Source organism: Streptomyces sp. BJ20, from assembly GCF_022869105.1.
Taxonomy (GTDB): Bacteria; Actinomycetota; Actinomycetes; order Streptomycetales; family Streptomycetaceae; genus Streptomyces; species Streptomyces griseoincarnatus.
On sequence record NZ_CP094918.1, the window covers coordinates 6,378,153 to 6,402,790 of the forward strand.

Below are 24,638 nucleotides of genomic sequence, written 5' to 3' on the forward strand. Positions count from 1 at the left end.
CCACCGCACATGCACCGAGTGCGAGGACGTCCGACAGGAGGCACCCACGTGACCGCAGGCGACGAGATCAGGGGCACGGCACACGGCACCGCCCCCGTGCCCCTCTCCGTGCTGGACCTGGTGACGGTGGGGGCCGGGAGGACCGCGACCGACGCCCTGCGGACCAGCGTCGAGCTGGCGAAGCTCACCGAGGCGCGCGGGTACCACCGGTACTGGGTGGCCGAGCACCACTCCATGCCGGGCGTGGCCTCCTCCTCGCCGGCGGTGATCCTCGCGCACCTGGCCGCGTACACGGGGCGGATCCGGCTCGGGTCGGGCGGGGTGATGCTGCCCAACCACGCCCCCCTCGTGATCGCCGAGCAGTTCGGCACGCTGGAGGCCATGGCGCCGGGGCGGATCGACCTGGGGCTCGGGCGGGCGCCCGGCACCGACGGCGCGACCGCCGCCGCCCTGCGCCGCACCGACCGGCTGAACGAGGGCGCCGACGACTTCCCGCAGCAGCTCGCCGAGCTGACCCGCTTCCTGGACGACGACTTCCCCGACGGGCACCCGTACCGGCGGATCCACGCCGTGCCCGGACCGGTGCAGGCCTCATCGCCGGGCGGGGTGCAGTCCCCGCACCGGCCGCCGGTGTGGCTGCTCGGCTCCTCCGGGTTCAGCGCCCGGCTGGCCGGCATGCTCGGTCTGCCGTTCGCCTTCGCCCACCACTTCTCCGCGCAGAACACGGTCCCGGCGCTCGACCTGTACCGGGAGAGCTTCCGGCCGAGCGAGGTGCTCGACGCCCCCTACGCGCTGATCGGGGTCGCCGCGCTCGCCGCCGACGACGAGAAGGAGGCGCGCCGCCAGGTGCTGGCCGCCGCGCTGAACATGGTGCGGCTGCGCACCGGACGCCCGGGGCTCGTGCCGACGCCCGAGGAGGCGGAGGCGTACGACTTCAGCCCGATGGAGCGGGAGTTCGTGGAGTCCTGGAACGCCAACGTCGTCCACGGCACGGCGGACGAGGTCCGGGCCGGCCTGGACGACCTGCAGAAGCGCACCGGCGCCGACGAGCTGATGCTCACGGCGAACGCGCACGGCGGTGACGTCCGGGTGCGGTCGTACGAACTGATCGCCGACGCCTACGGGTTGCCGACGCCCGCCTGAACCCCGGGTGTGCCGAGCAGTTCGGAGATGCGGTCGGCCGGGACGGGCCGTGAGTACAGCCAGCCCTGGCCGGTGTCGCAGCCGATCCTGCGCAGCCGGGTGGCCTGCGCGGAGGTCTCCACGCACTCCGCGGTGACGGTCAGCCCCAGCCGGTGGGCGAGTTGCACCATCGCCTCGACGATGACCTCGTCCGCCGGGCTGGCCTTGGCGGCGCGGTCCTCGATCTGGAAGCCGCGCACGAAGGAGCCGTCGAGCTTCAGGACCGACACCGGCAGTCTGCTGAGGTAGGCGAGGTTGGAGTAGCCGGTGCCGAAGTCGTCGATGGCGATGCGCACGCCCATGTCGCTGAGTGCCTTGAGCGCCTGGAGGGGCCGGCCCGAGGAGCCCATCACCGCGGACTCGGTCAGCTCCAGCTGGAGCAGGTGCGGGGGCAGCCCGGTCTCCTTCAGGGTGTCGGCGACGTCCGCGACCAGGTCGGAGTCCCAGACCTGACGGACCGCCACGTTCACGCTGACGAAGATCGGCGGCTCGTCCGGGTACTGGATCTGCCAGTCGCGCGCCTGTCGGCAGGCGGTGCGCAGCACCCAGCGGCCGAGCGGCACGATCGAACCGTCCTCCTCCGCCAGGGAGATGAACCGATTCGGCGTGAGCGTGCCGAAGCGGGGGTGGTGCCAGCGGATCAGGGCCTCCACACCGTGCACCCGGTCGTCGTCCATGCCCACCAGCGGCTGGTACTCCAGGGCGAACTCGCCGCGGTCGATGGCCGGGCGGAGGGAGGAGGCGAGGGCCTGCCGGGTGACGCGGGTGGCGTTGCGTTCGGGGTCGAACAGCGTCCAGCGGGCCTTGCCGTCGGCCTTCGCCCAGTACAGCGTGGTGTCGGCGGCCTGCATCAGCGCGGTGGGGGTGGTCCCGGCGGCGTGCCGCTCGACCACGCCGATGGAGGCGGACACCTTCAGGCGGCGGCCGGACAGGTCGAACGGCTCCTGGATCGCGGCGAGCAGCGACTCGGCGAGGTCGGCGAGCTGGTCGGTGCCGGTGGAGTCCTCCACGAGCAGGGCGAACTCGTCGCCGCCGAGCCGGGCGACCAGCGGGATCCCGGCCCGGGCCCGGCCCGCGTCCTGCGCGCACCGGGTGAGCCGGTCGGCGACGGCGGCGAGCAGCTGGTCGCCGACGCGGTGGCCGAGGGTGTCGTTGACGGCCTTGAAGCCGTCCAGGTCGAGGTAGCAGAGCCCGATCCGGCCGGTGCCGCTCTCCGCGTACGACTCCGCCTCCAGGGCGGTGGTCAGGCGTTCGAGGAACAGGGTGCGGTTGGGCAGCCGGGTCACCGGGTCGTGCATACGGAGGTGGCGCAGCCGGGCCTGGAGGGCGCGGTGGTCGCTGATGTCGGCGACGGAGACGAGGACGCCGCCGTCGCCGGGGGGCAGCGGGGCGACGGTGACCCGCACCCACAGGGCGTGTCCCTCGGGGTGTTTCAGCCGGCGGGTGCAGCGCAGCCGGGCGCGTCGGCCGCGCAGCAGTTCGCGGTAGGCGTGCCAGGTGCGGGCGTCGGAGGCGAGGTCGACCAGGTCGGCGGCGACGGCGCCGGTGAGGGTCTCCTGGTCACGGCCCAGCAGGTCGGCGAGGGCGGAGTTGGCGCCGGTGACCATGCCTTCGCGGTCGACGACGGCCATGGCGAGCGGGGCGGCGGTGAAGACGGAACGGTAGGACGGGGGCGCGGGCGACCGCGAGGAGGCGGAGCCGGCCGGTTCGCCCGGCTCCACCGGCTCCACCGGCTCGGCGAACTCGGCGAACTCGGCGGGCTCGGCGAACTCGGCACCGGGGGACGCCAGAATCTCACTCTCCGTGACGACCGATCGATTGAGCTCAGTCGCGGGCGTCGGCCCTTCGGACGTTCCGCTCACCACTCGCTCCCGCAGTGCACTCGCTCGCTGTCGGGCAGGGAAACACCTTCCGCATCCGGAAAGTGTGCCGATCATAGAGGCCCGCGTCGGGCCGCTCCAGCCACTGTCCGGCCTTCCGGCCGGTTCCGCATCTCCGCCCGATCGTTTCTGCACCGGTGCGGACGGCTTCTGCCGAGGCCCCGACCAGTTGTGACGTTCCGTGAGTGCGGGCGGTGCGAAGTGCGCGCGGTCCCGCCCGTTCCGCCGCTGTTCTCACCCGACCGGTGCAGTTGAACAGGGCGTAGTACTACAAATCATCCCACTCTGGGTGCGGTGTCCCGCGAACCGTCTCCCGGAGGTCCCTGTGCGGCGTCAGCTCACCCCGAGAGGACTCGGTCGTGAGGCGCTGCGACAGCGGCTGGGCCGTTCGGGTGTCCGGCCCCGGCTGCGGACCACGGCGGCGATGTGCACGACGATGTCGGCGCTCGCGGCGACGTCCTTGGTGAGCGTGCCGTCCGGTCCCGAGCCGTTCTCGGCGGAGCCGTGCGTGCTGACCCGGACCGACGCCCACCACTCGGAGGGCCTGGACACCTGGAACGCGGCGTACCCGCGTCCGGCCAGCCGGCTGGACGCGGTGATGGTGTTCCTGTCGTTCCCCGACTCGCACCCGCTGACCTCGCCGGACGAGCTGGCCGCCGACCACTTCCCGATGACGAACCGATTCTTCGAGCGGTCCTCCTACGGGAAGTTCGACCTGCGGGCCCACCCGGTGAAGCGGTGGATCCGCATGCCGCGCCCCTCGACGGCGTACGCCATACAGCGCGACTGGACGGTGGCGCACCGAGCGGCGTATCTGCGGGACGCGCTCGCCGCGTCCGATCCGCACGTCGACTACTCGGCCTACGACATCGTGTACTTCGTCGCCGACCCGGACGCGCCGGGGGTGGACTCGGACGCCACGAAGGTGGTCAACCTGGACCGGCCGATGCGGTCTGACGGCGTGGACATCCGGCGGGTCGTCACCGTCTTCGAGAACCATCCTCCGGACCGGCTGGTGCTCGCGCACGAGACGGGGCACGTCTTCGACCTGCCGGATCTGTACCACCGGCCGGTGGACGGCAAGGGCGACTGGGACACCCATGTCGGGGACTGGGATCTGATGGGCAGCCAGTTCGCGCTCGCACCGGACCTGTTCGGCTGGCACAAGTGGAAGCTGGGCTGGCTTGAGCCGCGGCAGGTGCGGTGCGTGCAGGAGGGCGGTCCGGTCCGGCTGACGCTGGAGCCGCTGGGGGCGGGTCCGGGCACGCCGGTGACGGGCGCGGCGGGTGCGCCGTCGTTCGGGCTGGGGCGCGGCACCAAGCTGGCGGTGGTGCGCACGGGCTCGGACACGGCCCTGGCCTTCGAGGTGCGCGGCCCGTTCGGCAACGACCGCGCGGTGTGCCGGTCGGGTGTGCTGGTCTACCGGGTGTCCAGCGGCACCCGCTCGGGGCGCGGTCCAATCGAGGTGATCGACGCCCACCCGCGCACCGAGGCGTGCTGGGAGGACTCGGTCTATCCGCCGCTGGCGGACGCACCGGTCGCCCTGGGCGAGAGCTTCACGGTCCCCGGCGAGTCGGTCCGCGTCGACGTGGAGGGCCGCACGCCGTCCGGCGCGTGGACGGTGAAGATCACCACAGGCGACCGGGCGACCCGCGTGGCGTCCTGAGGCCCGAGCCGCCCCGTGCGACGGCACACGCCCACCCGGCTGCCGACCCGCAGCATCCGTCGCGGGGCGGTCGGGCACGGCGCCACGAAGGGCCGGACGCACGACACCCCCCACCCCGGCACCGCGTCCGACGCGCGTGCCTCGGCCCGGCCACGCCCTGACACCCTCCGCATCCGTCGCGGGGCGGAAAGGCACCGCGCCACGAAAGGCCGGAACGCACGACACCCCGCACCCCGGCACCGCGTCCGACGCACGATCCTCGCACCGGCCACGCCCTGACACCCTCCGCATCCGACGCGGGCCGGAAAGGCACCGCGCCACGAAAGGCCGCAACGCACGACACCCCCACCCCGAGCACCGCATCCGGCGCGCGAACCTCGCACCGGCCGCGCCCTGACACCCTCCGCACCGACAGCCGAAGCCGACATGCCGCCGAGTCGGCAACGCAGGCGCTCGCGCGCCGTGGGGGGGGAAACACTTCACCCTCCACGTGTGGCGGACGCCCCACTCACGGCATCACGCGCCGCGTGACACCCGGCGCCAGACCTGACGGGTGGGGCCACTTCGCCGTCCGTATGCGGCGGACGCCGCCGGCCCCCGGATCGCGGGCCGCGAGGCGGCGGGCGCGCGGGGTCACCCGCGGAACGGCGTGACGCGCGCCGCGCGCCCGCAGGTCCCGCGGACGCGAAAAAGCCCCTCGCTTGCGCGAGGGGCTTCTCGTGTCGTGCGCCGCCAGGGACTCGAACCCCGGACCCGCTGATTAAGAGTCAGCTGCTCTAACCAACTGAGCTAGCGGCGCCTGCTGACGTCGTAGACATTAGCATCACGATCGGCGGGAGGAAAAATCGATATCCGCACGGCCGCACGGGCCGCCCGCACCGCCGCCCAGAGCAGCACCTCCGGGCCCGGCAGCCAGGGGCTCCGGCTGTCGGGGGCGACCAGCCAGCGGGCCGGGGATCCCGCGTCGGGGCGTGCGGGTCCGGCCGGGGCGGGGACGGTCACCGCGTCGCCGGCGCCGTGGCACAGCAGGGGCGGGACGCCGTCCGTGCGGCTGCCGTGGGCGCCCCACTCCTCCCACCTCAGCAGGGCGGGCAGTCGCTGGGCGGTACCCACGGCGCCGAACAGCAGCAGCCGGCCCCGGTACTCCGCGACGGGACCCGAGCCCGGCCCCTCCTCCCACAGGCGGTCCAGCATCCGGCGCCCGAAGATCGCGGGCACGCTCACCACGTCGAAGACGACGCCGCAGGGCAGGACCACCGGGGCGTCCGGCCGCTCGCCCCAGAGGGTGCGGGCGCCGCACGGGGCGGGGCCGGCCGAGGCGAGCCAGGCGGCTCCGTCCGGGGTGACACCGCTGACGTCGGAGACATTCGGTGTGCTGCTCATGCAGATATTTCTACGTGCCGTGAGGGAACGGTTCCGCAGAGTTGCCGGAATTCGGGACGGGAACCCGGCCGGGCGCGTACCCTGTCACCCGGCATATGCCACACCCGTTCGACGGGCCGGACGGCCGGGGGCCGGCGCGACTCACACGGGGTCGACGTGCCCCGGGCCCTCGCCGCCGCGCATCAGGTCGCGGCCGAACTCGACCATCTTCTTCGCGTAGTCCTCGGTCCACTCGGCGCGCTCGGCGATGTCCGCCGTCGACAGCCGGTCGAAGCGCCGGGGGTCGGCGAGCTGGGCCGCCGCGATCGCCTGGAACTCCGTCGCCCGGTCCGCGGCGGCCCGGAACGCGAGCGTCAGCTCCGTGGCCCGCTCCAGCAGCGCGCGCGGATCCTCGATCGACTCCAGGTCGAAGAAGTGCTCGGGATCCGAGGCCGCCTGCGCGGGCTCGAACAGCAGGGGCGCGGGGCGTAGCCGCGGCTGGTCCGGGCGCGGCGTGTGCTCCGCCATGACTTCTCCTTCGTACGTCGCGGTGGCCCCCGGGTGCCGGAGGGCCACCGTCCATTGTCCCGCGCCCCCGCAAGTGGGCGTCCGGCCCGCGGGGACCGGCCGGCCCCGGCCGTGCGGGCGCGCCGACCGGTGACTACCCAGCTCGCGGGGCGCACAAAGACGGCGACGGGGACGCGCTCCGGGCGCGTGGAAGGGCGCACGCCGGCGAAGGTGGTGTTCCTCACGTGTGTTCCTCACGTCCGTGCCGGACCGGCGGCCCCCGTCACGCCTGGACGACCGGCTCCCGCGTGAACAGGGCGCCCAGTTCGGGCGCGTTGACACGGCGGTCGGCGAGGCGCAGGCACTCCCAGACGGTGACCTGGTTGGCGGTGAGCACCGGCTTGCCCAGATCCTTCTCGAGGGCGGGGATGTGGGCGACGGTGTGCAGGGCGGTGTCCGGCAGGAGCAGCGCCTCCGCGTCCGGGGAGTCGGCCGCGCGGGCCAGCGCGAACAGCTCCCGCTCGCCCCAGGTGCCGACCTCGGCCGCCGTGACGATCCCGGAGCTGCGCACCCCGGTGACCTCCGCTCCCCCGGCCCGCAGGAAGCCGGCGAACAGCTGGGCGACGTCGTCGGGGTAGGTCGCGCCGACGGCGACCCGGCGTGCCTCGATCTCCTGGATCGCGTGCACGAAGGCGAAGGAGGTGGAGGAGGCGGGCATGCCCGCGGCGCGGGCGAGGCCTCGCACCTGCTCGTGGGCGCCGTCCCAGCCGTGCACGAAGCTGCCGCTGGTGCACGCCCACACCACGGCCTCGGCGCCGGACAGCCGCAGCTCCGCCAGGCCGTCCGCCAGCCGCTCGGGCGAGCCCATCTCGCGCAGCGCGTCCACCCGGTGCGCGTCCTCACCGATGTCGGTGTGCACCAGGTCCACGCGCACGTCGCTGCCCAGCAACTGCTCGATGCGCGGATAGTCGTCCTCCGCGGAGTGGCCGGGGTAGAGGAATCCCAGTGCGGTCATGTCCAACCTTCCTGCTGCTTCTCTCCTGGTGCGTCCGGCAGCACCGGACCGGGCGCCGCCTGGCCGGGCAGTACGGTCGGCGCCTGGCCCGGCGTGACGGCCCCGGGGCGTGCGGACGCGTCGATCAGCGCCTGATACGGTCCCACCGCTCGGGTACCCAATCGGCGCAGCGCCGCCCACATGGTCACCTGGTTGGCCGAGATGACCGGTATGCGCAGTTCCGCCTCCAGCTGCGGGATCACGTCGTACGTCGGCAGGTTGGTGCAGGAGAGGAACAGCGCGTCGGCCGTCCCGGGCCGGTCGCGGACCGCCTGCCGGGCCATGTCCACCACCTCGCGGTAGGTGACCTTCCAGATGTGCCGGGTCAGCCCCATGTACGCGCAGCCGGTGACGGTGACGCCCGCGCGCGCCACGTAGTGCTCCAGCGCCCGGGTGACCGACACCGTGTACGGGGTGACCAGGGCGACCCGGCGCACGTCCAGCTCCACCAGCGCTTCGAGCAGCGCGCCCGAGGTGGTGATCGCGGGGACCGCGCCGGCCCGGCTCATCGCCTCGCACATGGCGCGTTCGCCGACGATCCCGCCCACGAAGCTGCCGGAGGTGCACGCGTAGGCGACGACCTCCGGCGCGACGGCGGTGAGGGTGCGCACCGCGTCGCCCAGCGTCTCGTGCTCGCTGATCAGCCGGGCCAGGTCCAGACTGACCTCGACCGGCACGTACGGGGTACGCGTCACGTGCAGGGAGACACCGTCAGGGATCCAGCGCCACAGCTCCCGGTCCAGCGCGAAGTCGAAGGGGGCCACCACCCCGAGCCCGCGCTGCGGGCTCGGGCCGCCGAGAAAGGAGACGTCCATGACAGGCACCGGCCTCACGCTGGGAGACGAGCACACGAAGGAACGCGGAAAGAGCCGTGTCGACGACGGTAGGTTCGGGTAGGGGCGGGGTCAATCCACTCGGGTCACCCCCCGGTCAACACCCGGTTAACTCGTCGTCACCGGCCCCCGCCGGGGCCGCCGGACCGCACCGAGCCACCTGGAGACGAGGCCCATGACCACGCCCACGCTGCTCGTCCTGGACGCCGAACCGCTCCCCCGCCTCGGCAGGCTCGCCGGGCGGGTGCGGATCGAGCACGCGGACGAGTCGACGCTCGCCGAGCGGCTGCCGCACGCGGACGTGCTGCTGGTGTGGGACTTCACCTCGCACGCGGTGCGCCGGGCGTGGCCGGGCGAGGGTCCCCGGCCACGCTGGGTGCACACGGCGAGCGCCGGGGTGGACCATCTGCTCTGTCCTGAACTCGCCGCGTCCGACACGGTGGTCACCAACGCGCGCGGGGTCTTCGACGGACCGATCGCCGAGTACGTCGCCGGTCTCGTCCTCGCGTTCGCCAAGGACCTGCCGCGGACGCTGCGGCTCCAGCGGGAGCGGACCTGGCTGCACCGGGAGACGCGCCGGGTGGCGGGGACGCGGGCGTGCGTGGTCGGGTCCGGGCCGATCGGCCGGGCGGTGGCCGGCACGCTGGAGGCGCTGGGCGTGAGGACCGCGCTGGTGGGCCGGGCGGCGCGGGACGGGGTGCACGGCCCGGAGGACCTGGACCGGCTGCTGGCGCGCGCGGACTGGGTGGTGGCCGCGGCGCCGCTGACCGAGGAGACACGGGGGATGTTCGACGCCCGCCGGTTCGGGCTGATGCAGCCCTCCGCGCACTTCGTCAACGTCGGCCGGGGCGAGCTGGTGCTGGAGGACGCGCTGGTGCGGGCGGTGCGCGACCGGTGGATCGCGGGCGCGGCGCTGGACGTGTTCGCGGCCGAGCCGCTGGCCGACGGCAGCCCGCTGTGGGAGCTGGAGGGCGTGGTCGTCTCGCCGCACATGAGCGGCGACACGGTCGGCTGGCGAGACGAACTGGCGGCGCAGTTCGTGGAGTTGTACGAGCTGTGGGAGGCGGGCGGACCGCTGGGGAACGTGGTCGACAAGCGACGCGGGTATGTACCGGGTCACTGACGTCTTCCCAGGGAGTGTGGATGTCCGAGCTCACGGAACTGACCGCGACCCGGCTCACCGACGGTTACCGCAAGGGCGAGTTCGGCCCCGTGGAGGTGACCCGCGCCGCGCTGCGCCGGGCCGAGGAGATCCAGCCCGAGGTGAACGCGTTCGTGCGGCTGCTCGCCGACGACGCCCTGGAGCGGGCGGCCGCCTCCGAGGAGCGGTGGCGGCGGGGTGAGCAGCTGGGGCCGCTGGACGGGGTGCCGGTCACGGTGAAGGACATCCTGCTGCTGCGCGGCGCGCCGACCCTGAAGGGGTCGCGGACGATCGACCCGGTGGGGCGGTGGGACGAGGACGCCCCGTCGGTGGCCCGGCTGCGGGAGCGGGGCGCGGTGTTCCTCGGCAAGACGACGACGCCCGAGTTCGGCTGGAAGGGCGTGACGGACTCCCCGCTCAGCGGGGTCACCCGCAACCCGCACGATCCGACGCGCACGGCGGGCGGGTCCAGCGGGGGCGCGGCGGCGGCCGTGGCGCTGGGCGCGGGGCCGCTGGCGCTGGGCACGGACGGCGGCGGGAGCGTCCGTATCCCGGCGGCGTTCTGCGGGATCTTCGCGCTGAAGCCGACGTACGGGAGGGTGCCGCTGTATCCGGCGAGCGCGTTCGGGACGCTGGCGCACGTCGGTCCTATGACCCGGGACGCGGCGGACGCTGCGCTGCTGATGGACGCGATCGCCGCGCCCGACTCCCGCGACTGGTCGGGGCTTCCGCCGGCGCCGGGGCCGTTCTCGGAGGCGCTGGGCGGCGGGGTGCGCGGGCTGCGGGTGGCGTTCTCGCCGTCGCTGGGCGGGCAGGTACGGGTGGACCCGGGTGTCGCGGCCGTGGTGCGGCGGGCGGTGGAGCGGCTCGCGGGGCTCGGCGCGTACGTCGAGGAGACCGACCCCGACCTGGCCGACCCGGTGGAGGCCTTCCACGCCCTGTGGTTCGCGGGCGCGGCGCGGGTCACCCAGGCCCTGGGCCGGGAGCAGCGGGAGCGGCTCGACCCGGGGCTGCGGGAGATCGTCCGGGCGGGGGGACGGCTGTCGGCGCTGGACTATCTGGCCGCGGTGGACGTCCGGATGGACCTGGGCCGGCGGATGGGGCGCTTCCACGAGACCTACGACCTGCTGGTCACCCCGACGCTGCCGGTCACGGCGTTCGAGGCGGGCGCGGAGGTGCCGCGGGGGTCCGGGCACCGGCGCTGGACCGGGTGGACGCCGTTCACCTACCCGTTCAACATGACGCAGCAGCCCGCCGCCAGCGTGCCGGTGGGTCTGGCGGACGGGCTGCCGGTCGGGCTGCAGCTGGTGGCCGCGCGGCACCGGGACGACCTGGTGCTGCGGGCGGCGCACGCGCTGTACGAGGCGGGGGTCACGCTCTCCGGAAGCTGAGCGTCTCCCCGGCGGCTCCGGTACGCCACAGGTCGTTGCACGCGTCGGCCAGGGCGTCCAGGCCCTCCACCACCTGGCCCCAGACGATGCCGGGGACCCAGCCGACGTCCCCGTTCAGCAGCAGGTTGTTGCGCTCGTAGAAGAGGGCGAGGTCCACGACGGTGGTGCCGGGGCGGACCTCACGGTCGTAGCCGTAGGACGTGGTGCCCAGCTCGGCACCGGAGAAGGTGAAATAGCACAAGTCGCCCGGGATGGGGGTGACTGTGGGGTTTTCCAGGGGTGGCTCCCGGTCCGCGAAGGGCGGGAACAGGGCGTAGATCTCGTTGCGCGCGTACTTGGCGTGGTAGACGTCGCCGGACAGCGGGAGAGATTTCCAGACGGCTTCGCAGGTGATCGGCGCCCGGTCGTCGAGCAGCCGGGCCGTACCGGTGACTCCTCGCTTGACCAGGGAGATCTCGAGATATCGGTCTGACATGTCCCCCATGGTCCCGCGCGGGTCAAGACCGCCCGACCGCCGAACGGGGCCGAAATTGGCCGGAATAACTCGCATCGCTTCGGGTAGCCGCGCCGCCATGGCTTCACCACCAGACAGAATGCCGCCCGCGGTCGGGCGTGATCGCATATCCGGGCCGTCCCGCCGGTCGCTGCTCGCGGGGGTCGCGGCGCTCGGCGCGCTCGCGGCGACCGGATGCTCACGCGTGGCCACCGCCTCGGACACCGAAGGGGGTGAGCTGCTGGAGCGTCTGCGTGCGCAGGGCGTCGCCCGGCTCGGCATCGCCGGGGAGATCCCCTTCGGCTACATCGACAGGAACGGCGAGCTGACCGGCGAGGCGCCGGAGTTGGCGAGGGTCATCTTCAAACGGCTGGGAGTGGACCGGGTCCAGCCGGTGCCCACCGAGTTCGGCTCCCTCATTCCGGGTCTGAACTCCCAGCAGTTCGACATCGTGGCCGCCGGGATGTACATCAACCCGGAGCGGTGCGAGCAGGTCATCTTCTCGGACCCCGACTACCAGATGCTCGACTCGTTCATCGTCCGCAAGGGCAACCCGCTGGGTCTGCGGAACTACAAGGACGTCGTCGAGAAGAAGGCCAAGTTCGCGACCGGCACCGGCTATGCGGAGATCGCGTACGCCGTGGAGGCCGGCTACGAGCGGGGCGACATCCTGATCGTGCCGGACCAGGTGGCCGGGCTGAACGCGGTCGAGACCGGGCGCGCCGACGTCTTCGCCGGTACGGCGCTGACCACCCGGGAAGTGGTGAAGAAGTCCAACAAGGCCGAGGTGACCGAGCCGTTCAAGCCGATCGTCGGCGGCAAGCCGCACGTCGACGGCGGCGCCTTCGCCTTCCGGCCGAGCGAGACCAATCTGCGTGACGCCTTCAACCGGGAGCTGCACAAGCTCAAGGACAGCGGCGAGCTGCTCCGGATTCTCAAGCCCTTCGGGTTCACCGAGAACGAGATGACGGACATGACCGCGAAGGAGCTCTGCGGATGACATCCGGACTCTGGGAACTGGTCCTCAGAGGCATCTGGACGACCGTCCAGCTGCTTGTCTTCAGCGCCCTGCTGGGCGCGGCGGTCGCGTTCGTCGTCGGCGTCGCCCGCACTCATCAGTCGCGGGCGGTCAGGTTCCTCGCGGCCCTGTACACGACGGTGTTCCGCGGGACCTCCGCGCTGATCATGATCTTCTGGATCTACTTCGTACTGCCGCTGAGCTTCGGCTGGCAGCTGGTGCCGATGTGGGCGGGAACGCTCGCGCTGGGCCTCACCTACGGGGCGTACGGCGCGGAGATCGTGCGCGGCGCGATCGCGGCCGTCGACCCGGCGCAGCGTGAGGGCGGCATCGCCCTCAGCTTCACCCCGTGGCAGCGGATGCGGCTGATCCTGCTGCCGCAGGCGGTGCCGGAGATGATCCCGCCGTTCTCCAACCTCCTGATCGAACTGCTGAAGGGCACCGCGCTGGTGTCCCTCATGGGCATGGGCGATCTGGCGTTCAGCGGGAACCTGGTGCGCCTGGCGCTCCAGGAGAGCGCGGAGATCTACACGTACATCCTGCTGATCTACTTCGTCATCGCCTTCCTCCTCACCCGGGGCATGCGGGGTCTGGAGAAGAAGCTGAAGGCAGGGGTGGGCAAGGAACCCCGGGCCGGCGCCGGAGCCGCGCGGCAGCCCGAGGTCACCGGTGTGGGAGGTGTCTCGTGAACTGGGACTGGGGCGCGGTCGCCGACTTCATGCCGCACTTCTGGGACGGACTGCTGGTCACCCTGCAGGTCCTGGCCATCGGCTCGGTGATCTCGTTCGTGCTGGGCCTGGTGTGGGCGCTGCTGATGCGGGTGCCCTCGCGCTGGGTCACCTGGCCGGTCGGCACGGTCACCGAGTTCGTACGGAACACGCCGCTGCTGGTGCAGCTGTTCTTCCTCTTCTACGTGATGCCCGAGTGGGGGCTGACCTTGTCCGCCCTGACCACCGGTGTGATCGGTATCGGCCTGCACTACTCGACGTACACCATGCAGGTGTACCGGGCCGGCATCGAGGCCGTTCCGGTGGGGCAGTGGGAGGCCGCCACGGCCCTCAACCTGCCGATGCGCCGGACCTGGACGGCGGTGATCCTGCCGCAGGCGGTCCGCCGGGTCGTCCCGGCCCTCGGCAACTACGTCATCGCCATGCTGAAGGACACCCCGATCCTGATGGCGATCACCGTGCTGGAGATGCTCGGCGAGGCACAGCTCTTCGCCCGTGAGACCTTCCAGTTCACCGAGCCCCTGACGGTGATCGGCGTGGCCTTCATCGTCATTTCCTACCTGGCCTCCCTTGCCTTGCGAGCCCTGGAGCGACGCCTTGTCCACTGACACCCACGCCCCGTTCGACGAGAAGCCCGAGACCCCGCGCGCGAGCGGTGAGCTGATCCGGCTGGAGCGGGTCACCAAGCGGTTCGGGGACCACACGGTCCTGGACAACCTGGACTTCTCGGTCGACGCCGGCAAGCACGTGACGCTGATCGGCCCGTCCGGGTCCGGCAAGACCACGATCCTGCGGCTGCTGATGACCCTGCTGAAGCCGGACGAGGGCGTCATCACCGTCGACGGACAGCAGCTGTTCCCGGCGCCGGAGAAGCAGGTCCGCGAGGTCCGCAAGAAGATCGGCATGGTCTTCCAGCAGTTCAACCTGTTCCCGAACATGACGGTGCTGCGGAACATCACCGAGGCCCCGGTCACCGTGCTCGGCATGTCCAAGGACGCGGCCGAGGAGCGGGCGCGGGAGCTGCTGGAGATGGTCGGGCTGACCGACCACCTCGACAAGCACCCGGCCCAGCTGTCCGGCGGCCAGCAGCAGCGGGTGGCCATCGCCCGCGCGCTGGCGATGCAGCCCAAGGTGCTGCTGCTGGACGAGGTGACCTCCGCCCTGGACCCGGAGCTGGTGGCCGGCGTGCTGGACGTGCTGCGGGACATCGCCCGCTCCACGGACATCACGATGCTCTGCGTGACCCACGAGATGAACTTCGCCCGGGACATCTCGGACCAGGTCCTGATGTTCGACTCCGGCCGGGTCATCGAGGCGGGCCCGCCGGAGAAGATCTTCAGCGAGCCGGAGCACGACCGCACCAGGGAGTTCCTGAGCGCCGTGCTCTGAACGTGGTGCCGCGGACCGCAGGCCCCCGCAGACCGACCGCCCCGTGCGACTTCGAGTCGGACGGGGCGGTGGCACGACGCGCGGTGCCACCCACGGTGCGTGCGCCCCGTACCGGGCCGGCGGGGCCGGTTCCCGACGACGCGTGTCCGAGAACCGCCTTACAGTGACGCGAATCCGTCCATACTGTAATGAACACGTCATATCGCACTCGCCACTCCACGGGCCGGCGCGGAAGTCCGCCCGCCGCCCCGTGGACCGGGCGGGTGTCCGGGAACCGCCCCTTCACACCTCAGGAGTGAACCGCCCAGTGAAATGCACCGCCCCCGTGCTCGTCGCCACCACCGCGTTCTCCCTCGTCGCCCTTCTCGGCACCTCCGCCTCCGCGGCCACCCTCTACTCGGAGCGGGCCTCCAGCACGTCGACCTCCCCGACACTCGACGCCAACTGCAACGAGGTCACCGGTTACGAGAACCCCCGCGCGACGGCCGGTCTGGCCTGCTTCCGCCCCTACGGCGACAAGTTCTACGTCCGGGACACCCTCGCCGACGGCCACCACATCGAGGTGCGCGGCACGGTGAACCGGACCGGCGACAACTTCCGCTGTTACGAGCACGGCGGCTCCGCGGCGGGCTGGCAGGTGTGCGACAGCTTCCATGACGAGATCCCGGAGAACTCCACCATCTACTGGGAGATCGGCCTGTGGGAGGGCGGCACCCTCCTCGGCACCGGCGGCGACCCGAAGTTCAGCTCCACTTCCTGAGCGGGATCGCCCCGGCGGGAGTGGAACCGCGACGCGCGGCGCCGATGACCCACGTCACAACGGTGGGTCATTCCCCCGGCATATGCCAGAGGTCGGCGTCGCAGTTGAGAGGGCCGCAATCTTGTCAACCCCCGCTTCCCACGGGCCGTTTGACGGCTATCGTGGAAGGGATTCGCTGACCGGATTGCGGCCCCAAGAGCGAGCGCAGGGGGAAACCGTGGCGCTGAGGCACGAGCCGACCGCGTCGTACCACTCGGTCCAGGACGCCCTGCGCGTCCTGGAGACGGTGGCGCGGCACACCACAGGAGTCGACAACACCGAACTCGCCCGCGAGACCGGCCTCGGCACGGAGCGGCTGACCACCCTCCTGCGGATGCTGCGCCGCGAGGCCTACGTCGAGCAGCTCACCGACGGCGCGTACGTCACCGGAGCGGCCTTCACCCGCCTCGGTTCCGCCGAAGGACACGACCGGGCGCTGCGCGACAAGCTCCAGCACACCCTGGACCGGCTGCGCGACTCCGTGGGCGCCGCTGTCTACCTCAGCCGGTACGTCGACGGCGAGGTCCGGGTCACCCAGTACGCCGACTCCCCGGCCACCCCGAAGGTGAACGAATGGGTGGACTTCCGCTTCTCGGCGCACGCCACGGCGGTCGGCAAGAGCCTGCTCACCCAGCTGGACCACGAGGGCCGGCGCGACCATCTGGCCCGGCACCGCCCGGCCCGGCTCACCTCGCGCACCATCACCAGCGACCGCCTGCTGCTGTCGAGGCTCGCCGCGCAGCCGCCGACGGTGCCGGTCCTGGACCTCCAGGAGTACGCGGTCGGCACGGTCTGCGCGGCCGTCCCGCTCACCGCCGGGTCCACGGCGGGATGCCTGGCGCTGTCCCTGCCGCTGGAGCACGCCCACCGGCTGCGCCGGGCCGCCGACGCCCTCAACCGCAACGCCGCTCCGCTGCTGCTGTCGCTGGCGATCTGAGCCGGCGGCCCGGGCCTCGGCGGGAGTGGTCGGGAGCACCCTCGCGGACCGGGTATGATTTTTCCCGTCGCCGACCGCGGAAGCGGACGGCGGGAGTCATGCGCCGCTAGCTCAGTTGGTTAGAGCAGCTGACTCTTAATCAGCGGGTCCGGGGTTCGAGTCCCTGGCGGCGCACCGAGAAGGGCCTCTCGTGGGAGCGAGAGGCCCTTTGGCGTGCCCGGATGTGCGGGGTGATGCCCCGGGCCGCTCCTAGAAGGTCACGTCGGAGCAGGCGTAGAACGCGTTGCCCGTGTCGTGGACCGTCCACACCGCGAGGATCACGTGGTGGCCGCTGAGTCCGCTGGGCAGCCGGCCGCTGTGCGACAGGGTCTGCGGCGGACGCTGGCCGTTGTAGGGGACGGTCAGGAACGGCGTGAGGTTGAGGTCGGACCGGGACAGGTTGTGGTTCTGGTTCCAGCCCGGCTTGGTGACGTAGTACTTGAAGTCGGTGGTGGCGTGCATCGCCGTGAACTGCCACCGGAAGGTGTACTGCTGGCCGCCGGTCACCCGGGTGGTGGGCCAGGCGCCGCCGGACGGGGTACGCGGTGCGTCGAGGGGGGCGAAGGACGCGTTGCCGGCCGAACAGAGCTTGCCGTCGGCCGGGCCGGCCGACGGGAAGCCCTTCGGCCCCTCGACGCTCTGCGGCTCCCACTGGATGGCGCCGCAGTTGGAGACGCCGCCGTTCTGGCAGAGCTTCTGCCTGCTGACGGGCAGGTCGGTGTAGCCGTGGCCGCTGGCGCCGCCGGAGGAGAGCATGAGCGCTCCGGTCGTGGCCAGTCCCACCGCGGCCGCGTACAGCTTGGTCCGTTTACGCATGCTGCCGCTCCTGGAGTGTGGGGGAGATGTCAGGGTTGCAGGTCTAGACCAAGTCTCAGGGTAGGGACGGTTGTTGAACATGTCCATACCAATCGCAGACCCTGTTTCCCCCTGCGGTCGCCCGCCGTTCAGGACCCGGTCTCACCCCGCCCCGCGCAGAACGCCACCGTCAGGTCCTTCACCAGCACCTGGCGCTCGTAGTCGTCCAGGTCGACCAGGCCGCGCATGGTCAGCCGGGTCACGGTGTCCTCCACCGAGTCCACGACCGCGCCGACCACACCCGCCCGGTGCCGGGCGTCCAGCGCGGCGAGCCGGCGCCGGTGCATCGCGGCCGCCACCTCCGGCGCGTACTCCACCCGGAGAGGACGCACGGCGCACACCTCCACCCCCACGGGCCCGGCGTCCGCCGCCACCAGCCGGGTCAGCACGTCCTGCGTCGCCTGCACCGCGCCCCGCCCGGCGCCCGGCGCGGCCACCGGCACCCGCAGCAGCGCCGCCTCCACGCACGCCCGCAGGTATCCCTCGTGGTCCTCGACGCCCAGGGTCGCCCGCGCGGTGTCCCGCACCCGCCACACCATCAGCACCGACACCCGCAGCGCGACCCCGCCCCGGTCCGCCGCCGGGAGCGGCTCGCCGCGCCAGTACCGCAGCCGCACGTCGACCCGGCGGCGCAGCAGCAGCGGGTTCACCCACAGCAGTCCGGTCCCCCGCACGGTCCCCCGGTAGCGGCCGAACAGCTCCAGCACCCAGGCACGCCCGGTCCGGCCGCGGGCCAGACCGCCGAAGCCGAACAGCCCGAGCGCCCCGGCCCCGGCGAACGCGGCCCACTGCGCGGGCCCGGGACCACCGGCCCCCGCGGACCGTCCGAACGCCTCCGCCGCGAACGGCGGCAGCACCCCCGCCCACCACGCCGTGACCGCGCAGCCCGCCGCGCCGCACACCCCCGCCAGCACCCCGGCGATCCCCGGCAGCACCCGCGCGGGCCGCTCCACGACGTCCGGGTCGACGCCGGGCGCGGACGCGCGGGCCCGTACGCCGATGTCCCGCGTGTCCCGGTCCTCCTTCTCGGGCGGGGGGCGGTGGGCGACGACCGGGGGCCGCAGCTTCACCTCCGCGGGCGGCGCCGCGGGTTCCTCACGGAACAGCAGGTGGACGGGGATCTCGGTGGTGGACTCGGTGTGGATCAGCCGGGCCGGGCGGGCGGCCGCGACGCCGCCGTCGGGCCCCTCGGACTCGGGGACGTACTCGGGGACGTGGGATGTCGTGGTGGTCATGCGTGCCTCCAGCCTCCGCGCCAGATGCGTCACATCGGGGGACTCGGGCGGGGGCGGACGCCCGGCGCCCCGTTCGGGTCAGGCGATGCGCTGCCAGGTCTCCGGGCCCGGGGCGCCGTCCGCCGCCCCGCCCGGCCGGCCCCGCTCCCGCTGGAAGCCGGCCGCGTCGAGGCCGGCCGCCTTGCGCCGGCCCCCCTCGCCCCGGCGCGGGCCCGGGCCCTGGGTGCGGTGCCGGCCGGACCCCGTCGCCTCCGGCTGCCGGCCCGGCCGGGTGACGTGCTCGTTCTCCGCACCCGAAAGGAACGGCGCGCGGCCGGGGCAGCCCGCCGCCCTCTGCGGGGCGGGCGCGGCAAGAAGCCCCGCCGGGGCAGAAGCGGAACCTCCGTTTGAGCCGTCCGGGACCTCGCCGGACCGTGTGCCCGACGGGCCGGGAGCGCCGTCCAGGGAGACGCGCCGCCGCGCCGGCGCCGCACCGGCCGCCCCCTTGCCGGCGTCCGTTCCGCGGGGAGCGTCCGGCACCGCGGGCGCCGGCGCCCCGCCGCCCGGCACGACGGCGTCCGCGCCCCCGGTGACGGGTGGGGAATCCGCCACCGGCGGCCCGGCCGGAAGCGGCGGCAGGACGGACGCGGCGGTCTCCGGAGCGGCACCCGCGGCCCCGTCGGTCACGCCCTTGTAGCGGTACGGCACATAGCGCGCCGAGTTGTTCCAGTAGGCGTACGGGGTCGTCATCTTGCGGGTGTGCGGCGGGGTCTGCTCATAGGCGACGTACTGGGTGCGGGCGGTGTTCGCCCACCCGCCGAAAATGACGACGTGCGAACCGTTGTACGGGTCGGACGCATTGTGGAAGAGGAGGATGTCACCGGGCTGGAGTTCCGCCTTGGTGATTTTGTCGGCGTATTGCGCGAGGCTGCCCGTCCATTCGTTGCCGGGCAGTTTCCAGGCCATCGACACATAGCCGGAGCAGTCCTGCCGGTATCCGTCGGACCAGTAGGAGGCCACGCTGTAGGGGACCTTCCGGCTGACCCAGGCGGCGGCCCGCTTGACGATGTCCGTCCGGCTGATCGCGGGGATCGTCCCGGGCGGCAGCGCGGGGCCCGTGCGCCCGCCGGCGCCGAACAGCGGCCCCGGCGCGCCCTGCCCGCCGCCGCTCCCCTGGTCTGCGGGGAGGCCCTGGCCGGCGGAGACCCGGGTGTCCTGGGCGGCTGCCGCGGGGGCCGGGTGGGCGCCGAGCGCGGCGGACGCGACCGCGGCCACCACGAGGGCGGTGCGCCGCGCCACGGAGCGCCGCATCCGCCGCGCCCGGGGAAGCGGCCGCTCCCGCTGTTCACCCGCGCGGCCGAGGCACGCGCGGTCTCCGGCCGGACCGCATTCCTCGCACACCGGAGACCCCATGCGATTCCCCTCACATTCCCGGAACGTTTCTCCGCCTCTGCGCACGAGCGTCAGTGTCGCAACGGTCTTCCGGGCGCGCACTTTGACGGTCCGAATGATGTAAAGCGCCCCTCCGTCGGACGCCCCGGGTGGCGGGCGGCGGGACGAGGTGGTCACGAGGACCTTCCGGGGTCCTGTAGAGTTCTGCCGTCAGCAGGCGCCGCTAGCTCAGTTGGTTAGAGCAGCTGACTCTTAATCAGCGGGTCCGGGGTTCGAGTCCCTGGCGGCGCACCGACACGACGGGCTCCTCGCTCCACGAGGGGCCCGTCGGTTTTTGGCCGGAAACTCTCTCGCCCCCGTTGAGCACATCGCCCTCGCGCCCCGTACGGAACTGTGACATCACAGGACGCCCCCAGGCGTCACAATGGCACCTTACGTCCGGTATGCACCGTGTTTCGCACCTTGCGATCATGAGGAGCGAACCGGGACCCTGGTCCCTTCAACGGTCCGCGCCGTCGCGGTCGTTGGGGGGACCGGGGGGAGCACCGGCCGTCGGCCGGAACGGGGTGGGGGACCCCGTTCCCCCGCGCCGGCACCGAAGGGGGATCATGCAACCGGAAGGACACGAAGTCGTGTCTATAAGGTGTGCGTGACGTGGTGACCGCGGTCCGCCACTGACACGTCCGGAGGTCGAGGGGAACCGACGACGGACGTAAGGAAGCGACGAAACACGCGCTCTTGCCGCGTGTGGGGGGATGACTCATGACGTCGACGCCGACGGGCGCCCACCGGGACGACGACCCGTCCCAGACCACCCAGCTGCGGGTGCCGGGCCATCGGAACTGGAACACGGGTACGTTCCGCCGGATCAAGAAAGCGCTGCCCAGATACGACTACGAGCACTACAGCCGCCTTTCGGGTCCCCTCACCCAGCCCGATCCGAACAAGCCGTACAAGGTCCAGTACCGCTCGCTGATCTCGCAGGAGCCGCACCGCATCCGCATCGCGCTGATGCTGCTGGCGGCCCCCGTGCTGTCGCTGGTGCTGCTGGTGTGGCTGCTCCAGCCGTCGCACTGGACGGAGCGCGACCACCCGGCGTTCGAGTGGCTGCCCGCCCTCGACGTCGTGATGCTCGTGTCGATCGGTCTGATCGAGTTCTTCCGCTGCATGAACGTGGTGTCGAACGCGCACGCCACGCTCGTCGCCCGGGACCCGGTCCCGGTGGTGCCCGAGACCGGCACCCGGGTCGCCTTCCTCACCTCCTTCGTGCCCGGCAAGGAACCGCTGGAGATGGTGACGAAGACCCTGGAGGCGGCCGTGAGGATCCGCCACCGGGGACTGATGCACGTCTGGCTGCTCGACGAGGGCGACGACCCCGAGGTGAAGGCGGTCTGCGAGCGCCTCGGCGTGCATCACTTCTCCCGCAAGGGCGTCGCGAAGTGGAACCAGAAGAAGGGCCCGCACCGCGCCAAGACGAAGCACGGCAACTACAACGCCTGGCTGGACGCGCACGGCGACCACTACGACTTCTTCGCCTCCGTGGACACCGACCACGTGCCGCTGCCGAACTACCTGGAGCGGATGCTCGGCTTCTTCCGCGACCCGGACGTCGGCTTCGTCATCGGCCCGCAGGTCTACGGCAACTACGACAACTTCGTCACCAAGGCCGCCGAGTCCCAGCAGTTCCTCTTCCACGCGCTGATCCAGCGCGCCGGCAACCGCTACGGCTCACCCATGTTCGTGGGCACCTCCAACGCCGTGCGCATCAAGGCGCTGAAGCAGATCGGCGGCCTGTACGACTCGATCACCGAGGACATGGCGACCGGGTTCGAGATGCACCGGGCGAAGAACCCGGAGACCGGACGGAAGTGGCGCTCGGTCTACACCCCGGACGTGCTGGCGGTCGGTGAGGGCCCCAACGCCTGGACCGACTTCTTCACCCAGCAGATGCGCTGGTCGCGCGGCACGTACGAGACGATCCTCAAGCAGTACTGGAAGGGCTGGTTCACGCTCCCGCCGAGCAAGCTCTTCAACTACACGATGATGATCATCTTCTATCCGATGTCCGCCCTGAACTGGATCCTCGCGGCGCTCAGCTGCGCGCTGTTCCTGGGCCTGGGCGCCTCGGGTGTGAACATCGACCCGGCCGTCTGGCTGATGCTCTACGGCAACGCCTCCGCGCTCCAGATCGGCCTGTACGTCTGGAACCGCCGGCACAACGTCTCCCCGCACGAGCCGGAGGGCTCCGGCGGTGTGGCCGGCATGGTGATGTCCGCGCTGTCGGCCCCGCTCTACGCGAAGGCGCTGATCGACTCGGTGCTGCGCCGCAAGAGCAAGTTCGTGGTCACCCCGAAGGGCGACTCGGCCAGCCCGGACACCTGGTTCGGCACCTTCCGGTACCACTGGTACTTCATTCTGATCTTCGGTGGCTCCATCGCCGCGGGCTTCGTCTTCGGGCACTCCCACCCGGCGATGGTCATCTGGGCCACCTTCGCCCTGCTCATCACCGCGGCGCCGATGTTCGCCTGGCGTCACGGCATGCGGCAGGACCGGAAGAAGCCCGGCGCCCACGCGGCGGGGCACCGGCGCGAGGACGCGACCCCGGCCGACGGCGTGCGGATGCCCCAGCAGCAGCACGCGCCGCACCAGCCGCAGCCCCGGCCCCACTGGGCCGGCTCCCACGGCGCACCGGGCGGATCAGGGGGCCCCGAAGGGCCGGGAGGCCCCGGGGGCGGCACCCCCGGCGACGACCAGACCATGCAGATCGCCCTTGGTGGACTTGGGGGACGTAAGGAATGACTGACCGTGCAGGCCGCCGTCGCGCCCGTCGGATCGCGATAGGCACGGCGGTGGTGCTCGCGCTGGCCGGGATGAACGGCCCGTGGCTCTACCGCTTCGGGTCGGAGAAATACCACCAGTACAAGATCAATCAGCCGGAGTACAAGGCCGCGAACGGCAAGTGGGAGATCGTCGAGTTTCCCGAGGAGTACCGGCAGAACACCATCCACGCGGCGCTGCTGCGCACCGGCAAGGTGCTGCTCGTCGCGGGGTCGGGCAACAACCAGGACAACTTCGACGCGAAGAAGTACGACACCCGGATCTGGGACCCGGTCAAGGGCACCATCAAGAAGGTCCCGACGCCGAACGACCTGTTCTGCACCGGGCACACGCAGCTCGCCAACGGCAACCTGCTGATCGCGGGCGGCACCAAGCGGTACGAGAAGCTCAAGGGCGACGTGAAGAAGGCCGGCGGCCTGATGCTCGTCCAGAACGAGAACCCGGACAAGCCGGTCACCCTCCCGGCGGGCACCAAGTTCACCGGCAAGGAGAACGGCAAGACCTTCGTCTCGAAGGACCCGGTGCTCGTGCCGCGCGCCGAGAAGAAGTTCGACCCGGAGACGGGCGAGTTCCTCGGCAACACCCCGGGCGTGGGCCGTATCTACGTCGAGGCGCAGAAGGAAGGCGCCGCGTACGAGACCGGCACGCAGGACAACTACCGGGTGCAGGGGCTCACCGGCGACGACGCGCGCAACACGTACGGCATCGCCGAGAAGCTCGCCCTGGACAAGAAGGACTTCCAGGGGATCCGGGACGCCTACGAGTTCGACCCGGTCGCGGAGAAGTACATCAAGGTCGACCCGATGAAGGAGGCCCGCTGGTACCCGACGCTCACCACCCTGAGCGACGGGAAGATCCTCAGCGTCTCCGGCCTCGACGACATCGGCCAGCTCGTCCCGGGCAAGAACGAGATCTACGACCCGGAGACCAAGGAGTGGGAGTACACCGACAAGGAGCGGCAGTTCCCGACGTACCCGGCGCTGTTCCTGACGCAGAACGGCAAGGTCTTCTACTCGGGGTCGAACGCGGGCTACGGGCCGGACGACGTCGGCCGCGAGCCGGGCGTCTGGGACGTGGAGACCAACAAGTTCAAGAAGATCCCCGGGCTGAGCGACCCGGACCTGATGGAGACGTCCGGCACGGTGCTGCTGCCGCCCGCCCAGGACGAGAAGTACATGGTCATCGGCGGCGGCGGGGTCGGCGAGTCCCCGCGGTCCAGTGAGAAGACCCGGATCGTCGACCTGAAGTCCGACGACCCGGAGTTCGTCGACGGGCCGTCGCTGGACAAGGGCACCCGTTACCCCCAGGCGTCGATCCTGCCGAACGACGAGGTGCTGATCTCCGGCGGCTCGGAGGACTACCGGGGCCGCAGCGACTCGAACATCCTCGAGGCGCGGCTCTACGACACGGAGAAGAACGAGCTGCGGCGGGTCGCCGATCCGCTGGTGGGCCGCAACTACCACTCGGGCTCGATCCTGCTGCCCGACGGCCGCGTGATGTTCTTCGGCTCGGACTCGCTGTTCGCCGACAAGGCCAACACCAAGCCGGGCGAGTTCGAGCAGCGCGTCGAGATCTACACCCCGCCGTACCTGTACGGCGACGAGGAGCAGCCCGACCTCTCCGGCGGGCCGCAGACCGTCAAGCGGGGCGGGTCCGGCACGTTCACCTCGCAGGACGCGGCGTCGGTCAAGAAGGTCCGGCTGATCCGGCCGAGCGCCTCCACCCACGTCACCGACGTGGACCAGCGCTCCATCGCCCTGGACTTCACGACCGACGGCGACCGGATCACGGTGACCGTGCCGAAGAACAAGAACCTGGTGCAGTCCGGCTGGTACATGCTGTTCGTCACCGACGGCGACGGCACGCCCAGCAAGGCCCAGTGGGTGCAGGTGCCGTAGCGCGCCCGCCGGTACGAAGGAG

Annotated in this window: 21 protein-coding genes and 3 tRNA genes; 14 read left to right on the forward strand and 10 right to left on the reverse strand. The window is 71.9% G+C overall.

What is annotated here, in order from left to right; genetic code table 11:
• Window positions 1-9: 9 nt before the first annotated feature.
• Window positions 10-1,143 carry an LLM class flavin-dependent oxidoreductase gene (locus MTR79_RS28730; RefSeq protein WP_244792282.1) on the forward strand — a complete coding sequence of 378 codons (1,134 nt, stop codon included), beginning with the start codon at window positions 10-12 and terminating at the stop codon, window positions 1,141-1,143.
• Here the strand turns inward: MTR79_RS28730 and MTR79_RS28735 are convergent.
• Window positions 1,119-3,044 (reverse strand): EAL domain-containing protein, encoded by a 1,926-nt coding sequence (locus MTR79_RS28735; RefSeq protein WP_244792284.1) that lies wholly within the window; start codon window positions 3,042-3,044, stop codon window positions 1,119-1,121. The genes MTR79_RS28730 and MTR79_RS28735 overlap by 25 nt on opposite strands.
• A 442-nt stretch (window positions 3,045-3,486) precedes the next feature.
• Here MTR79_RS28735 and MTR79_RS28740 point away from each other — a divergent pair, with 442 nt between their 5' ends.
• Complete coding sequence (locus MTR79_RS28740; RefSeq protein WP_244792286.1) at window positions 3,487-4,728, forward strand: M6 family metalloprotease domain-containing protein; 1,242 nt, start codon at window positions 3,487-3,489, stop codon at window positions 4,726-4,728.
• A 725-nt stretch (window positions 4,729-5,453) separates the two neighbouring features.
• On the opposite strand, the gene MTR79_RS28745 is transcribed toward MTR79_RS28740, so the two are convergent.
• The 5 genes from MTR79_RS28745 to MTR79_RS28765 all read right to left on the reverse strand — a co-directional run bounded on the left by MTR79_RS28745 (window position 5,454) and on the right by MTR79_RS28765 (window position 8,466).
• A tRNA-Lys gene (locus MTR79_RS28745) sits at window positions 5,454-5,527 on the reverse strand.
• Window positions 5,518-6,111, reverse strand: a complete 594-nt coding sequence (locus MTR79_RS28750; protein WP_244792288.1) for a hypothetical protein — start codon at window positions 6,109-6,111, stop codon at window positions 5,518-5,520. Before MTR79_RS28750 ends, MTR79_RS28745 begins: the two co-directional genes overlap by 10 nt.
• A 141-nt stretch (window positions 6,112-6,252) precedes the next feature.
• The gene (locus tag MTR79_RS28755) at window positions 6,253-6,618 is read right to left on the reverse strand and encodes a hypothetical protein (protein ID WP_048457730.1); all 366 of its coding nucleotides are present in this window, start codon (window positions 6,616-6,618) and stop codon (window positions 6,253-6,255) included.
• Window positions 6,619-6,880: 262 nt separating this feature from the next.
• Entirely contained in the window at window positions 6,881-7,612 is a 732-nt protein-coding gene (locus MTR79_RS28760) for a decarboxylase (RefSeq protein ID WP_189365255.1), read from the reverse strand.
• On the reverse strand, window positions 7,609-8,466 hold the full coding sequence (locus MTR79_RS28765; protein WP_086702925.1) for an aspartate/glutamate racemase family protein: 858 nt from the start codon (window positions 8,464-8,466) through the stop codon (window positions 7,609-7,611). Before MTR79_RS28765 ends, MTR79_RS28760 begins: the two co-directional genes overlap by 4 nt.
• Window positions 8,467-8,659: 193 nt before the next feature.
• On the opposite strand from MTR79_RS28765, the gene MTR79_RS28770 reads away from it, so the two are divergent.
• Both MTR79_RS28770 and MTR79_RS28775 read left to right on the forward strand, forming a co-directional pair.
• Window positions 8,660-9,607 (forward strand): D-2-hydroxyacid dehydrogenase, encoded by a 948-nt coding sequence (locus MTR79_RS28770; RefSeq protein WP_244792290.1) that lies wholly within the window; start codon window positions 8,660-8,662, stop codon window positions 9,605-9,607.
• Window positions 9,608-9,627: 20 nt separating this feature from the next.
• A complete protein-coding gene (locus MTR79_RS28775) occupies window positions 9,628-11,016 on the forward strand; it encodes an amidase (RefSeq protein WP_244792292.1) in 1,389 nt (462 codons plus the stop codon).
• On the opposite strand, the gene MTR79_RS28780 is transcribed toward MTR79_RS28775, so the two are convergent.
• Entirely contained in the window at window positions 10,997-11,491 is a 495-nt protein-coding gene (locus MTR79_RS28780; RefSeq protein ID WP_244792294.1) for a DUF3830 family protein, read from the reverse strand. The two genes, MTR79_RS28775 and MTR79_RS28780, sit on opposite strands and share 20 nt — an antisense overlap.
• A gap of 118 nt (window positions 11,492-11,609) precedes the next feature.
• On the opposite strand from MTR79_RS28780, the gene ehuB reads away from it, so the two are divergent.
• From ehuB to MTR79_RS28815, 7 genes are all read left to right on the forward strand, one after another.
• On the forward strand, window positions 11,610-12,509 hold the full coding sequence (gene ehuB / locus MTR79_RS28785; protein ID WP_189365265.1) for an ectoine/hydroxyectoine ABC transporter substrate-binding protein EhuB: 900 nt from the start codon (window positions 11,610-11,612) through the stop codon (window positions 12,507-12,509).
• Window positions 12,506-13,216 (forward strand): ectoine/hydroxyectoine ABC transporter permease subunit EhuC, encoded by a 711-nt coding sequence (gene ehuC / locus MTR79_RS28790; RefSeq protein ID WP_086702932.1) that lies wholly within the window; start codon window positions 12,506-12,508, stop codon window positions 13,214-13,216. Before ehuB ends, ehuC begins: the two co-directional genes overlap by 4 nt.
• Window positions 13,213-13,863: an ectoine/hydroxyectoine ABC transporter permease subunit EhuD gene (gene ehuD / locus MTR79_RS28795; protein ID WP_086702934.1), complete on the forward strand. Its 651-nt coding sequence runs from the start codon at window positions 13,213-13,215 to the stop codon at window positions 13,861-13,863. Before ehuC ends, ehuD begins: the two co-directional genes overlap by 4 nt.
• Window positions 13,853-14,644: an ectoine/hydroxyectoine ABC transporter ATP-binding protein EhuA gene (gene ehuA, locus MTR79_RS28800; RefSeq protein ID WP_048457721.1), complete on the forward strand. Its 792-nt coding sequence runs from the start codon at window positions 13,853-13,855 to the stop codon at window positions 14,642-14,644. The genes ehuD and ehuA overlap by 11 nt, the downstream gene beginning before the upstream one ends.
• A gap of 307 nt (window positions 14,645-14,951) precedes the next feature.
• On the forward strand, window positions 14,952-15,404 hold the full coding sequence (locus MTR79_RS28805; protein WP_143637187.1) for a hypothetical protein: 453 nt from the start codon (window positions 14,952-14,954) through the stop codon (window positions 15,402-15,404).
• A 217-nt stretch (window positions 15,405-15,621) separates the two neighbouring features.
• Window positions 15,622-16,380 carry an IclR family transcriptional regulator C-terminal domain-containing protein gene (locus MTR79_RS28810; RefSeq protein WP_086702937.1) on the forward strand — a complete coding sequence of 253 codons (759 nt, stop codon included), beginning with the start codon at window positions 15,622-15,624 and terminating at the stop codon, window positions 16,378-16,380.
• Window positions 16,381-16,480: 100 nt separating this feature from the next.
• Window positions 16,481-16,554, forward strand: a tRNA-Lys gene (locus tag MTR79_RS28815).
• Between the two features lie 75 nt (window positions 16,555-16,629).
• On the opposite strand, the gene MTR79_RS28820 is transcribed toward MTR79_RS28815, so the two are convergent.
• The 3 genes from MTR79_RS28820 to MTR79_RS28830 all read right to left on the reverse strand — a co-directional run bounded on the left by MTR79_RS28820 (window position 16,630) and on the right by MTR79_RS28830 (window position 19,787).
• Window positions 16,630-17,235 carry a lytic polysaccharide monooxygenase gene (locus tag MTR79_RS28820; RefSeq protein WP_086705477.1) on the reverse strand — a complete coding sequence of 202 codons (606 nt, stop codon included), beginning with the start codon at window positions 17,233-17,235 and terminating at the stop codon, window positions 16,630-16,632.
• Between the two features lie 128 nt (window positions 17,236-17,363).
• Window positions 17,364-18,509: an SPFH domain-containing protein gene (locus MTR79_RS28825; protein WP_244792296.1), complete on the reverse strand. Its 1,146-nt coding sequence runs from the start codon at window positions 18,507-18,509 to the stop codon at window positions 17,364-17,366.
• A 78-nt stretch (window positions 18,510-18,587) separates the two neighbouring features.
• Entirely contained in the window at window positions 18,588-19,787 is a 1,200-nt protein-coding gene (locus MTR79_RS28830; protein WP_348538737.1) for a hypothetical protein, read from the reverse strand.
• Window positions 19,788-20,097: 310 nt separating this feature from the next.
• Here MTR79_RS28830 and MTR79_RS28835 point away from each other — a divergent pair.
• The 3 genes from MTR79_RS28835 to MTR79_RS28845 all read left to right on the forward strand — a co-directional run bounded on the left by MTR79_RS28835 (window position 20,098) and on the right by MTR79_RS28845 (window position 24,616).
• Window positions 20,098-20,171, forward strand: a tRNA-Lys gene (locus tag MTR79_RS28835).
• A gap of 471 nt (window positions 20,172-20,642) precedes the next feature.
• Complete coding sequence (locus tag MTR79_RS28840; protein WP_086704831.1) at window positions 20,643-22,679, forward strand: cellulose synthase catalytic subunit; 2,037 nt, start codon at window positions 20,643-20,645, stop codon at window positions 22,677-22,679.
• Window positions 22,676-24,616 carry a kelch motif-containing protein gene (locus MTR79_RS28845; protein WP_114873848.1) on the forward strand — a complete coding sequence of 647 codons (1,941 nt, stop codon included), beginning with the start codon at window positions 22,676-22,678 and terminating at the stop codon, window positions 24,614-24,616. Before MTR79_RS28840 ends, MTR79_RS28845 begins: the two co-directional genes overlap by 4 nt.
• Window positions 24,617-24,638 lie beyond the last annotated feature (22 nt).